Origin of the sequence: Arthrobacter sp. AOP36-A1-22 (assembly GCF_052377615.1) — a bacterium.
Taxonomy (GTDB): domain Bacteria; phylum Actinomycetota; class Actinomycetes; order Actinomycetales; family Micrococcaceae; genus Arthrobacter_H.
The window spans coordinates 16,713-29,861 of sequence record NZ_JBQSWX010000023.1; the positions used below are offsets into that span (position 1 = coordinate 16,713).

Below are 13,149 nucleotides of genomic sequence, written 5' to 3' on the forward strand. Positions count from 1 at the left end.
GGTTTCAGTCTAGTCGTGTTCCGACACGGCCGTTCTCAGTCGAGCAGCTCCCCGGTGGTGGTGTTGACCGCCGGGGTGGCACCGTCGTCGTCCTCTGCGGTGTCGTCGGGCTCCTGCGGCAGGGCCAGCGCCTCGACCAGGTGTCCGGCCAGGACGGTTCCGACCCCCTTGACCCGGGTGAAGTCCTCGGCGGTCGCCGCCCGCATGCGCTTGAGCGAACCGAAGTGCTTGATGACCGCCTGGCGTTTGGCCGGCCCCAGCCCGGGAACCTGGTCAAGCAGCGAGGAAACCATCGACGAACTACGTTTCTGCCGGTGGAAGGTGATGGCGAACCGGTGCGCCTCGTCACGGATGCGCTGGAGCAGGTACAACCCGTGGGACGCCCGCGGCAGAACCACGGGGAACGGATCCTCGGGCAGCCAGAGTTCCTCCAGTCGCTTGGCCAGCCCGGCGACGTAGACGTCGTCGATCCCCAGGTCCTCCAACGCCCGGACTGCCGCGGCGACCTGCGGCGGACCGCCGTCGACCACGACCAGGGAGGGCGGGTAGGCAAATTTCTTCGGCGGGGCCTTCTCACCCTGTTCCTCAATGCTGATCTCTCCGGAAATCACCGGCGCCATGGCCGCCTGGTCCTCGAGGTAGTGGCGGAATCTGCGGGTGATGACGTCGTACATGGAGGCCGTGTCATCCCGGGCCGCTTCACCGCTGATGGAGAACTTGCGGTATTCGGACTTCTTGGGCATGCCGTCCTCGACCACCACCATGGAGGCCACGACATTGGTACCCGAGACATGGGAGATGTCATAGCATTCGATGCGCATCAGCGGTATCGGCAGCGCGAGTGCCTCCTGGAGTTCCTGCAGAGCGGCACTGCGCGTGGTGATATCGGCGGCGCGGCGTGATTTATGCAGGCGCAGGGACTGCTCGGCGTTCTCCTTCACGGTGCCCATCAAGGTGGCCTTCTCCCCGCGTTGGGGCACCCGCAGGTTCACCGCGCTGCCGCGCAGCCCGCGCAGCCATATCGCCAGTTCCTGCCGGTTCTCCGGTTCAACCGGCACCAGGACCTCCCGGGGGATCCGGTCCCCACCGGTGTTCTCCCCGTAGACCTGCTGCAGCAGGTGTTCGATGAACTTCGGTCCGTCGGTGTCCTCCACCTTCTCCACGACCCAGCCCCGCTGCCCGCGGATCCGGCCGTTGCGGACGTGGAAGACCTGCACCGAGGCCTCGAGGTCGTCTTCGGCGACGGCGAAGATATCCGCCTCGGTGTCCTCGGAGAGCACGACGGCGTTGCGTTCGAACACCCGGCGCAGGGCTGCGATGTCGTCACGCAGCCGGGCTGCTTGTTCGTAATCCAGTTCGGCGACCGCGGCCTTCATCCGGCCTTCCAGATCCCGGATGAACCGGGTGCCTTCGCCTCCCATGAACTGGCAGAGTTCCTCGGCCAGTTTCCGGTGGTCTTCGGGGCTGATCCGGCCCACGCACGGCGCCGAACATTTGCCGATGTCCGCCAGCAGGCAGGGACGTCCGGTCAATTGGGCCCGGCGGAAGACCCCGGGGCTACAGGTGCGTACCGGGAAGACCCGCAACAACGTGTCGAGGGTTTCGCGGATCGCCTTGGCCGGATAGAACGGACCGAAGTACTTCACGTCCTTGCGGCGGTCTCCCCGCATGACTTGGGCGCGAGGGAACTTGTCCCCCATCGTCACCGCCAGGTACGGGTAGGACTTGTCGTCGCGGAACATGATGTTGAACCGCGGGGCGTACTCCTTGATCCACGTGTACTCGAGCTGCAACGCCTCGAGTTCGCTGCCCACCACGGTCCACTCGACACTGGCCGCGGTATGGACCATGGCGTGGGTCTTGGGGGCCAGCGTCGTCGGATTGGCGAAATAGGAATTCAGTCGCGACCGGAGGTTCTTGGCCTTGCCTACATAGATGACCCGTGTCGCGGGGTCGCGGAAGCGGTAGACGCCGGGAGACGTGGGTATCTCGCCGGTCCGCGGACGGTAACTGCTGGGATCGGCCATACCCCCAACGCTACTCTGCCGAGGGCGACTGGTTGTAGTTGCCTGACCGTTCCTGCCCGCTGAGCCCGGCGATGGCATCGACGATCTGATCGGTGGCCTGGCGTCGTTGCGGCAGCGGGTGCTTACGCCCGACATGCTCGAACTGCAGGGGCTCCCCCACCGAGAGCGTGAACCGATGCGGGACGATCCTGTTGCTCCCGGCCGGTTGCAGGCGTTCGGTGCCGATCAACCCCACGGGAACCACCGGCGCCCCGGTGGACAGGGCCAGCCAGCCCACCCCCGTCCTCCCCCGGTAGAGCCGCCCGTCCCGCGACCGGGTCCCCTCCGGGTAGATCCCGACGCCTTGGCCCGATTCGAGCAGGTCCACCAACGAGTCCAGCGCGGCAACGCTGGCGGCCTGTTCCCCGCGTTCGACGGGGATGGACCCCACGGACTCGAAAAAGGCCTTCATCGCCCGTCCCTTGACCCCCGGGGTGGTGAAGTACTCGGCCTTCGCGAAGAAGGCGACAGGACGCGGACAGATCGCCTGGATGATGATGCTGTCCAGGAAGGACAGGTGGTTGGAGGCGACGATGAACGGACCATCGGTCGGTACGTTCTCCAGCCCGATGATCTCCGGGCGGCAGAGCGTACGGATGGTTCCGCGGAAACCGGCGCGGACTCCTTCGAACATCCCCATCTAGGCGGAAGCCCCCCGGTGCGCTTGTGTACCGGCAGTGGCCGGGCCCAGCAGGCGCCCCAGTTCCTCGGCGGAGTGCACGACGGCGGCCGCGCCTGCCGCTTCCAACTCGCCGTCGGCGGCGAAGCCCCAGGACACGCCGAGGGCGGTCAGTGAGTTCGCCCGGGCTCCTTCGATGTCGTAGAGCCGGTCCCCGACCATGACGGTGTCTCCGGTCCCGCCGCCGGTGGCGTGGAGTGCGGCGGCCACGATATGGGCTTTCCCGGCGGTTGCCGGGGCTGTGGAGGCCTCTTCCGGGGCCGATCCGTGGATGGAATCGAAGAAGGCATCCAGGTCCTTGGCGGCCAGCAGCCGGCGGGCCAGCGGTTCGGGCTTGGAGGTCGCGACCGCCAGACGGCATCCTGCCTCACGCAGCTGGCCCAGCAGTGCGGGGATGCCGGAATAGACCCGGCTGGCGTCCAGGCCGTGGCGGTCATATTCGGTCCGGTAGTCGGCGATGACCCGAGGCAGGAGTTCCTCTGTCATGCCCGGGAGGCCCAGCAATCCGATGGCCAGCGGGGGCCCGATCAACAGGTTCAGGGCGTCGTCGCCCGGGTGGTCCAGCCCATTGCGTTCCAAAGCATGCAGGATGCCTCCGGTGATGCCTCCGGCGGGGTCCACGAGGGTGCCGTCGAGGTCAAAAAGCACGGTGCGGGCAGGAATCATCACCGGGATATTGTCGCACGGACCACCCGGGCTCCACGGCAGGCATGCCCGCCACGGCATACTCACGCGGCGCCTACGCCGCGCCGGGACGCCGGCCGGGACCCTAGCCGAGGACCTCGGCCAGGAACCTGCCGGTGTGGCTGGCCTCGACCTTGGCGACTTGTTCGGGGGTGCCCTGGGCGACGACCTGTCCCCCGCCGTGGCCGCCTTCGGGTCCGAGGTCGATGACCCAGTCGGTGCTCTTGATGACGTCGAGGTTGTGTTCGATCGTGATGACCGTGTTGCCCTTGTCGACCAGCCCCTGCAGGACCAGCAGCAGTTTGCGGATGTCCTCGAAGTGCAGACCCGTGGTCGGTTCATCGAGCACGTAGATGCTGCGCCCGTTCGAACGCTTCTGCAGTTCCGACGCGAGCTTCACCCGCTGGGCCTCGCCGCCGGACAGGGTCGTGGCGGGCTGGCCGAGCCGGACGTATCCCAGCCCCACGTCCACCAACGTCTTCAGATGGCGGGCGATCGGGGTGAAGGCCGCGAAGAACTCCGCCGCCTCCTCGATCGGCATGTTCAGCACATCGGAGATGGATTTGCCCTTGTACTGGACCTCGAGTGTTTCGCGGTTGTACCGGGCCCCGTGGCAGACCTCGCAGGGGACGTACACATCGGGCAGGAAGTTCATTTCGATCTTCAGCGTGCCGTCGCCGGAACAGGATTCGCAGCGCCCGCCCTTGACGTTGAAGGAGAAGCGCCCGGGCAGGTAGCCACGGACCTTGGCCTCGTTGGTCTCGGCGAAGAGCTTGCGGACATGGTCGAAGACCCCGGTGTAGGTCGCCGGGTTGGAACGCGGGGTCCGGCCGATCGGACTCTGGTCCACGTGGACCACCTTGTCGAGCTGGTCGAGGCCTTCGACGCGGGTATGCCGTCCGGCCACCTGCTTGGCGCCGTTGAGCTTATTGGCCATCACCTTATAGAGGATGTCGTTGACCAGCGTGGACTTCCCGGAGCCGCTGACCCCGGTGATGCCGGTCAGCACCCCGAGCGGGAACTTCACCGTGACGTCCTGCAGGTTGTTCTCCCGGGCGCCGACGACGGTGACCTGGCGTTTGCGATCGACCTTGCGGCGCTTGGCCGGCAATTCGATCCTGCGGCGGCCCGCGAGGTAGTCGCCCGTCATCGAATCGGTATTGGCCATCAGCCCTTCCAACGACCCCGAGTGCACGACGGTGCCCCCGTGTTCGCCGGCCCCCGGGCCGACATCGACGATCCAGTCGGCCTGATGGATGGTGTCCTCGTCATGCTCGACGATGATGAGCGTGTTCCCGAGGTCGCGCAGGCGGTTCAGGGTCTCGATCAGGCGTCGGTTATCGCGCTGATGCAGGCCGATGGAGGGTTCGTCCAGGACGTAGAGCACGCCGACCAGCCCCGAACCGATCTGGGTGGCCAGGCGGATGCGCTGGGCCTCCCCACCGGAGAGCGTTCCGGCGGCTCGTTCGAGGTTCAGGTACTCGAGTCCGACGTCGAGCAGGAAGCGCAGCCGGGCCTGGATCTCGATGAGCACCTGGTGGGCGATCTGCTTTTCGCGTCCCGACAGGACCAGGGCATTGAGGAAGTCGGCGCATTCGCGCATCGGCATGGCGGAGACTTCGGCAATGGACTTGCCGTTGATCAGCACCGACAGGGAGGCGGGGTTCAGCCGGGCGCCGTTGCACACGGGGCAGGGAATCTGCCGCATGTATTCCTCGTACCGGTCCCGGGCGTGATCGGATTCGGTTTCCAGGTGTTTGCGGTGGATGTACTGGATGACACCTTCGAACCCGGTGCTGTATTTGCGCTCCCGTCCGAAACGGTTGCGGTACTGGACCACGACCTTATGGTCCTTGCCGTTGAGGATCGCATCGCGCTGGACGTCGGTGAACTTGCGCCAGGGGGTATCCAGATCGAATTTCAGGTCGTCGCCCAGGCCCTGCAGCAGCCGGTTCCAGTATTGGGTGGTGGCCACGCCCAGCGACCAGGGCGCGATGGCCCCTTCGGCCAATGTCTTGCCCGGATCGGGCACGACGAGTTCCTCGTCGACCTCCAACCGGGTCCCGATGCCGGTGCACGCGGGGCAGGCACCGAAGGGGTTGTTGAAGGAGAACGAGCGCGGCTCGACCTCGTCGATCGCCAACGGGTGTTCGTTGGGGCAGGCCAGATGTTCCGAGAAGGCCCGGACCCGCGCGTCGTCCTGGGCGGGCAGGTCGACGAAGTCAGCGAGCACGCGGCCGTCGGCCAGGCCCAGGGCCGTCTCGATCGAATCCGTCAGCCGTTGCCGGATGCCGTCCTTGGCGACCAACCGGTCGATGACGACCTCGATGGTGTGTTTGTACTGCTTGCCCAGCTTCGGGGGGTCGCTGAGTTGGATGGTGTCCCCGTCGACCCGGGCACGGGCATAGCCCTTGGCAGCCAGCTCCTTGAAAAGGTCGACGAACTCGCCCTTGCGTGAGCGGACCACCGGAGCGAGGATCTGGAAACGCATCCCCTCCTCGAGCTCGAGCAGCTGGTCCACGATCGCCTGCGGGGTCTGCCGGGTGACCGGTTCATGGCACACCGGGCAGTGCGGGTGGCCGACACGGGCCCACAACAGGCGCATGTAGTCGTAGATCTCGGTGATCGTCCCGACCGTGGAACGCGGGTTCTTCGACGTCGACTTCTGATCGATCGAGACCGCCGGGGACAGTCCTTCGATGAAGTCCACGTCCGGCTTGTCGACCTGGCCGAGGAACTGGCGGGCATAGGCGGAGAGCGATTCGACATAGCGGCGCTGGCCCTCGGCGAAGATCGTGTCGAAAGCCAGGGAGGACTTGCCCGATCCGGACAAGCCCGTGAAGACGATCATCGCGTCCCGCGGGAGATCCAGATCCACATTGCGCAGGTTGTGCTCCCGGGCGCCCTTCACGAGAAGTCGCGACCGGTCGTGGGCACGCTCGATGGATTCCATGGAAACGCTGGGAACGGATTGCAATTCGCTGGAGGAAATAGCCACGGGTCCAGAGTAGTCGAATTCGGCCTCGAACACACGTTCGAAGACTCATGTTTTTGCGGGTTTCAGCGGGTTTGGACCGCCGGTGTTCACTGCACGCGGAAGGCGGCCCGCAGAAATTCAACGGCGCGGTCCTCCCCCACGCCCCAGGTCCTGGCCTGCGAGGCCAGTTCCTGGGCCGCGGACGCGAGTCTGCGGTCGCCCTCGGAGCCCGTGGCCAGGACGACGGTCCCGTGACGCCCTCGGGTCTGGACTGCTCCTGCCTGTTCGAGTTCCCGGTAGGACCGGGCCACCGTGTTCACGGCGACCCCCAGTCGTCCGGCGAGCGCCCGGACCGAAGTCAGCCGGGTTCCCGGAACCAGCTTCCCCGAACCGATGGCCTCCAGGATCTGTTGGCGGATCTGGTCATACGGGTTCTCAGGCACGTCCTTGCTGATGGCGACAAAATCCAAGACGTCGTCGTTCACTGGGTCTCCTCGGGGATCCGGGCCGGTCATCGCTGGCCGTGGCTTCGGGTGCCCCCCACAGTACCCGCCGGCGCTTTTCCCCCGCTCCGGCGAGCGCCTAGGCTGGCGGCATGAGCCCAGAGAATTCGCTGTTGCATGACCTGGCGGAGGTCACCATCCGCCGCGTGTCCGTTTCGTCGATGGACAACAACGCCTACCTCATCACCCATAAGCAGACCGGCGCGCAGGTGCTGATCGATGCCGCCGCCGACGCACCGGCACTGCGCGGTCTGATCAGTGAGGCCGCCGAGGACGCGGCGGTGACCCCGCACCTTGAGCTGATCGCCACCACCCACCAGCATTGGGACCACGTCCGGGCGCTGCGCGAGCTGGCCGATGAGACCGGCGTGCGGACGGCCTGCGGGGCCGACGACGTGGAAGGGATCCGGGCGGCCACGGGAGTCGAACCCGCTGTGGTCCTGGGCCAGGACGATATCGGGAACTTCGACGGCTTCGATCTGCGGGCCGTGCACCTGCGTGGACACACCCCCGGCTCCATCGCCTACGTGTATGAGGACCCCTCGGGCCCGACGCATATCTTCAGCGGTGACAGCCTCTTCCCCGGAGGCTTGGGGAACACCGATGGCGACCCCTCCCGGTTTGCCTCCCTGCATGAGGACGTCTCTGAGCGTCTCTTCGGGCAGTACCCGGATGACGCATTCGTCCATCCCGGTCACGGGAAGGGCACCACCCTGGGCGCGGAACGCCCGCAACTGGCTGAATGGAAACAGCGCGGCTGGTAGACGGCTGGCTGGCGCCCCCTACTCGTTATGCAGTTCCCGGACCTCTCCGAACGGGACCGTCTCCGACACCAGGGCCTGGACGCCAGATCCGAGGAATCTCACGAGGACCCCGTATTCGCCTTCGGCCACGGATTCCTGCATGACGGGTCGGACGGTATCGAGGAAGGCTGGTTCGGCCCCCTCCAGATAGCTCTGGTAGGCGCGGGGTAGTGGGTTTTCCATGGCCGGTTCCTCCTGTGCGGTGTTCCGTCGCTGCTGACCCCAGCTCTACCACCCCGGACACGGCACGGGAAGGTTTGACTGCGCGGAGGCCTCCCGGTCGGGCCACGGTTCCCGACCATGGAACTGTAGCTGGACGGGACGTCCCACGGCTCCCCATTCCGGGGGTTTCGAAGCCTCGGTGATACTTCAAGTTCCCGAGGGCAGCACCCCAGGGCAGGCGCCGTCCATACGCAGACACTTCCGTGCGGCAACAGATACCCCCGGCGTCGGGCCCCCCAGATTCCGCAGCCACTCCTCCCACCATCGGTCACCACGTGGTCCGCTGACTAAAGGCCGCGCCCTTCACCAGCCCCCGTAGAACGGGATCCCTTGAACACTGGTCCTAGCCGGCAGAACGCTCTAAGCTAAGTCAACTTTCGCGCTGTCCACCAAGATTGCCCGGGCGGCTCCGACGACAAGGAGAGTGAGCCGACGTGAAGCCCCGGACCGGAAAAACGTATCAGTTGATCGCGTTGGGAACCATCATCGGAACTGCCATCACCGGCTGCAGTGCCTTATCAGGCGGCGGAGCGGCCCTGACTGCTTCACCCCAAGCCGATGTGCCAAGACCTGCGGCCCCCTCGTCACCAGCGACCTCCTCCGCACCGGAACCGAAAACTCCATCCCCACCACCAAGCTCCCCACCCACTACACCAGCCGCCTCGAGTGAGTCGGTCGCGACGTGGCCCGAGACGGCACAGGACGTCACCAGCGGCCTGGCAAAAATCCAGGTCGTCACCTGTGACGGTGGAGGGACCGGCTCGGGTTTCCTGGTCGCGGATGACTTGCTCGTGACGGCAGCCCATGTCGTACAGGGGGCAACTTCAGTCACGACCCAGATCGACGGCGATCTCTCCGGGGCTCAAGTCATGGGAGTGAACAACAACGCTGATCTCGCCTTGTTGCGCCTGAACAACACCGCCCCGGGCCATGTATTTACCTTGCGGCAGGAGGATCCACCCGTCGGGACCGAGGTGGCGGCGCTGGGTTTCCCCTTTGGCGACGACCTTTCCTTCTCCAAGGGAACGGTCAGCGGGCTGAAACGAGGCGCGCCCGAATCCGAAGTGGACTCCGGCAACTTCGTCCTGACAGACACACCGGTCAACCCCGGGAACAGCGGTGGCCCTCTCATCACCCGGGACGGCTCGGTTGCAGGGGTCATGAGCATGCGTCCGGACCGCCGCAGTGAGAGATCCGTCGCTGGCATGGCCTATGCCGTCTCCGGACCCCGTACGGCACAAGCAGTCGAGGCATGGCAGCAACGGAACGTCCCGGTGCGGCCTGCCGAGTGCGAAGATGCCCTGGCCCGGAGCGTCGAGGTCGAGGTCTCCATCGACTCAGAGCACGATCAGGCCATGAACATTGCCCAGAGCCTGCAGATCCACGGTCAGGGCATCAACGATGGCGCCTACGAGGCGGCATTCGATTTTTTCACTCCTGAAATGCAGGAGGGCATGGGCGGACTGGGCACATGGCAGGCAGGTCTGGCCTCGTCGTACTGGCTCGGATTCAACGTCGTTGATGTCAGCGGACACGGCGACGACCTGGTGGCCCTCGTCCAGCTACAAACGGTGCAGGACACTGAAGACAGCAAGGACGGCCAGCAGGACTGTTCAGACTGGGCGATCGAGTACAAAATGCATTGGGACGGACTCAACTGGCTGATCAACGGTGCACGTAGCCCCTACGGGGATCCGCAGCAGTGCAACGAATCCGGCGGCTAGGCCGGTGCCAAGACCGCGGCCCTATCGGCCTCATGCGGGCCTCCATGCCTACCGCCGGTCCTCCTTGCGCCCGACCATGAAGATGCGCCGGAAGGGGAAGACCGTCAGTTCCCCGCCATCCGGGCCGGTGAAGGGAGGGTAGGCCTCACGGACCAGCGCGGCGTACTCCGCCTCGAACTCCGCGGCGTCGGCATCCTCCAGCACCGAGAGGATCGGGCGTAGTGCCGTACCGCGGACCCAGTCGAGCACCGGGTCGGGACCGTGCAGGATCTGCTCGTACGTGGTCTCCCACACGTCTGCTTCGAAACCATGGTCGAACATCAGGCGCAGGTACGTCTCCGGTTCGGCGACCGCGTCCTTGCGCAGCACCAATCCCTGCAAGCGGTCCGCCCACTGCGCTTCCGCGGCAAGTCCTCGCATCAACGCATGCGAGGGGGCCTCGAAGTTGCCCGGTACCTGGGCCGCGAACCACGCGCCCGGCTTGAGGGCATCGAGCCATCCCGCCATGAGCTCCCCGTGCCCGGGAATCCACTGCATCATCGCATTGCTGATGAGGACGTCGGTTTCCGCTTCGGGAGTCCAGGTTGCGGCGTCGGCTTCGGCGAAGTCCACACGGGGCCGCTGATGATCCGCGGTGGCCTTCCCGATCATTTCGGGTGAGGCATCCAGCCCGGTGATCCGGGCGTCGGGCCACCGATCGGCCAGTGCGGCGGTCAGCGGACCCGGACCGCAACCCAGGTCGACGACCCGCCTCGGGGCGTCTTCTTCGATCCGGGCGATCAGCTCGAAGAAGGGGCGGTCGCGGTGGGTGGCGAATTGGACGTACTTGGCGGGGTTCCATTTCATGGCCCCACCCTATTCCGGCCTCGACGGGTTCGACGCGTGCACACCGACGCCGGGGTCGCTGGACGATAGGCTGGAGGGACCATGAATCTTACTGACCTGCTGCCTGATTCCCCGCCGCGTGGGGCCACCGCCGAATCGACCTATGCCGCTTTCCTGACCTGGGCGGAGGATCGCGGGATTTCCCTGTATCCGGCGCAGGACGAGGCGGTGATGGAACTGGTCGAGGGCAACAACGTCATCCTGGCGACCCCGACCGGCTCCGGGAAATCCCTGGTGGCCGTCGCCGCCCACTTCCATGCGTTGGCCCGCGGGGACCGCAGCTATTACACGGCGCCGATCAAGGCGCTGGTCTCGGAGAAGTTCTTCGCCCTCTGTGAGATCTTCGGAGCCGAGAACGTCGGGATGGTCACCGGGGATTCCTCGGTGAACCAGGACGCTCCGATCATCTGTTGCACCGCGGAGATCCTCGCCAACATCGCCTTGCGCGAAGGGGGCGACGCCGATCTGGGCCCTGTGGTGATGGACGAGTTCCACTTCTACTCCGACCCGCAACGCGGTTGGGCCTGGCAGGTCCCGCTGCTGGAGTTGCCCCAGGCGCAGTTCCTGCTCATGTCCGCGACCCTGGGCGACGTCACCCGCTTCGAGGACGAACTCACCCAGCGCACGGGTCGGCACACCACGACGGTGGCCAACGCCGAGCGCCCCATCCCCCTGCATTACTACTATTCCGAGGAGCCGGTCCAGGAAGCCATGGAGGAACTGTTGTCCACCCAGCAGGCTCCCGTCTATGTGGTGCACTTCAGCCAGCTCGAAGCCATCGAACGCGCCCAGTCCCTGATGAGCATCAACGTGTGCACCCGGGAGGAGAAGGACCGGATCTCCGAACTGATCGCCGGGTTCCGTTTCGCCACGGGCTTCGGCAAGACACTGAACCGCCTGGTCCGTCACGGGATCGGGGTCCACCACGCCGGCATGCTGCCCAAATACCGCCGACTGGTCGAACAGCTGGCCCAGGCCGGCCTGCTCAAGGTCATCTGCGGCACCGACACCCTCGGGGTGGGCATCAATGTCCCCATCCGCACGGTGATGCTGACCGCACTCTCCAAATACGACGGCATCCGCACCCGGCCGCTGAATGCCCGCGAGTTCCACCAGATCGCCGGCCGGGCCGGACGAGCCGGCTACGACACGGCGGGAACCGTCGTCGTCCAGGCCCCGGAATTCGCCATCGAAAACAAGAAGTCGATGACCAAGGCCGTCGCGAAGTTCGGCGATGACTCGAAGAAGCTACGCCAGGTGGTCAAGAAGAAGCCGCCGCAGGGTTTCGTCTCCTGGTCCGAGAAGACCTTCGACAAGATGGTGGCCTCCACCCCCGAGCCCCTGACCTCGTCGTTCAAGGTCACCCACTCGATGTTGCTCAATCTGCTGGAGCGCCCCGGGAACTCCTTTGTCGCGGCCCGCAAGCTGCTGACCGAAAACCATGAGCCGCCGGCTCGACAGAGTGCCCTGCTGCGTCGGGCCCTGGGAATCCTGCGCGAGCTCCTGGCCACCGGGGTGGTCGAACGTCTGGAAGAGCCCGACGAACACGGGAACATGCTGCGCCTGACCGTTGAATTGCAGGAGAACTTCGCGCTGAACCAGCCGCTTTCCCCGTTCGCGATGGCCAGCCTGGAGATCCTGGACCGGGATTCACCCAGCTACGCCCTCGACGTGGTCTCGGTCATCGAAGCAACCCTGGAGAAGCCACGCCAGGTACTGAACGCCCAGGAAAAGAAGGCCCGCGGCGAAGCCGTGGCCGCGATGAAGGCCGAGGGGATGGAATACGAGGCGCGGATGAACGCGCTCGACGAAGTCACCTATGCGCAACCGTTGGCCGAACTGTTGGGCGAGGCCTTCGAGACCTACCGCAGCGGGGCCCCCTGGCTCGGTGATTTCGAGCTCGCCCCCAAATCCGTGGTCCGCGACATGTATGAACGGGCCATGTCGTTCGGGGAGTACATCGCCTTCTATTCGTTGGCGCGCTCGGAGGGCATCCTGCTGCGCTACCTGACCGATGCCTTCAAGGCGTTGCGCCAGACGGTGCCCCGCGATGCCTTGCGTGAGGATCTCGAGGACCTCATCGAGTGGCTGGGCGAACTGGTCCGCCAGACCGACTCCTCGCTGCTGGACGAATGGGAGAAGCTCTCCAGCGGGGAGATGCCCCAGGACCCCTCGGCGCAGATCACCCCGCCGAAGCCCGAACGCCTGACCTCGAACGAGCGGGCCTTCCGGGTGATGGTCCGCAACGAGATGTTCCGTCGTGTCCAGCTCTTCGCCGATGAGCAGGAACAAACCCTGGGCCAGCTCGACGGGCACCACGGCTTCGACGCCGATGCCTGGGCGGACGCCATGGACGACTACTTCGACGAACACGACGACATCGATGACGGGCCGGCCGCCCGCGGCCCCCAACTGTTGATCATCACCCCGTCCCCCACCGAATGGAAGGTCAGGCAGATCTTCAAGGATCCTGCCGGGAACAACGACTGGGGCATTGACGCCGTGATCAATCTGGCGGACTCCGACGAGGCGGGGACCGCCGTGGTGACCGTCACTGGTGTGGGCCGGCTCGACTAGGGCCCGGGCCCCGGCGCCGTCGCCCCGGG

10 protein-coding genes are annotated in these 13,149 nt (G+C 65.9%); 3 read left to right on the plus strand and 7 right to left on the minus strand.

The window, feature by feature from the left end; all coding sequences use genetic code 11:
• Positions 1 to 35: 35 nt before the first annotated feature.
• From uvrC to ACT3S2_RS12770, 5 genes are all read right to left on the minus strand, one after another.
• The gene (uvrC, locus tag ACT3S2_RS12750; protein ID WP_444553938.1) at positions 36 to 2,027 is read right to left on the minus strand and encodes an excinuclease ABC subunit UvrC; all 1,992 of its coding nucleotides are present in this window, start codon (positions 2,025 to 2,027) and stop codon (positions 36 to 38) included.
• Positions 2,028 to 2,037: 10 nt separating this feature from the next.
• Entirely contained in the window at positions 2,038 to 2,706 is a 669-nt protein-coding gene (locus ACT3S2_RS12755) for a lysophospholipid acyltransferase family protein (RefSeq protein WP_444553939.1), read from the minus strand.
• A complete protein-coding gene (locus ACT3S2_RS12760; RefSeq protein WP_444554047.1) occupies positions 2,707 to 3,411 on the minus strand; it encodes an HAD hydrolase-like protein in 705 nt (234 codons plus the stop codon). It abuts the gene before it with no gap.
• Between the two features lie 103 nt (positions 3,412 to 3,514).
• On the minus strand, positions 3,515 to 6,382 hold the full coding sequence (uvrA, locus tag ACT3S2_RS12765) for an excinuclease ABC subunit UvrA (protein ID WP_444554048.1): 2,868 nt from the start codon (positions 6,380 to 6,382) through the stop codon (positions 3,515 to 3,517).
• 131 nt (positions 6,383 to 6,513) lie between these two features.
• Positions 6,514 to 6,891 (minus strand): GntR family transcriptional regulator, encoded by a 378-nt coding sequence (locus ACT3S2_RS12770; RefSeq protein WP_444553940.1) that lies wholly within the window; start codon positions 6,889 to 6,891, stop codon positions 6,514 to 6,516.
• Between the two features lie 110 nt (positions 6,892 to 7,001).
• Between ACT3S2_RS12770 and ACT3S2_RS12775 the strand changes: the two genes are divergently transcribed.
• Positions 7,002 to 7,673 (plus strand): MBL fold metallo-hydrolase, encoded by a 672-nt coding sequence (locus ACT3S2_RS12775; protein ID WP_444553941.1) that lies wholly within the window; start codon positions 7,002 to 7,004, stop codon positions 7,671 to 7,673.
• Between the two features lie 18 nt (positions 7,674 to 7,691).
• On the opposite strand, the gene ACT3S2_RS12780 is transcribed toward ACT3S2_RS12775, so the two are convergent.
• Complete coding sequence (locus ACT3S2_RS12780; RefSeq protein WP_444553942.1) at positions 7,692 to 7,895, minus strand: hypothetical protein; 204 nt, start codon at positions 7,893 to 7,895, stop codon at positions 7,692 to 7,694.
• A gap of 599 nt (positions 7,896 to 8,494) precedes the next feature.
• Here ACT3S2_RS12780 and ACT3S2_RS12785 point away from each other — a divergent pair.
• Positions 8,495 to 9,658 (plus strand): S1C family serine protease, encoded by a 1,164-nt coding sequence (locus ACT3S2_RS12785; RefSeq protein WP_444554049.1) that lies wholly within the window; start codon positions 8,495 to 8,497, stop codon positions 9,656 to 9,658.
• A gap of 48 nt (positions 9,659 to 9,706) precedes the next feature.
• On the opposite strand, the gene ACT3S2_RS12790 is transcribed toward ACT3S2_RS12785, so the two are convergent.
• A complete protein-coding gene (locus ACT3S2_RS12790) occupies positions 9,707 to 10,504 on the minus strand; it encodes a trans-aconitate 2-methyltransferase (protein WP_444553943.1) in 798 nt (265 codons plus the stop codon).
• Between the two features lie 81 nt (positions 10,505 to 10,585).
• On the opposite strand from ACT3S2_RS12790, the gene ACT3S2_RS12795 reads away from it, so the two are divergent.
• Positions 10,586 to 13,120: a DEAD/DEAH box helicase gene (locus ACT3S2_RS12795; RefSeq protein ID WP_444553944.1), complete on the plus strand. Its 2,535-nt coding sequence runs from the start codon at positions 10,586 to 10,588 to the stop codon at positions 13,118 to 13,120.
• Positions 13,121 to 13,149: the final 29 nt, after the last annotated feature.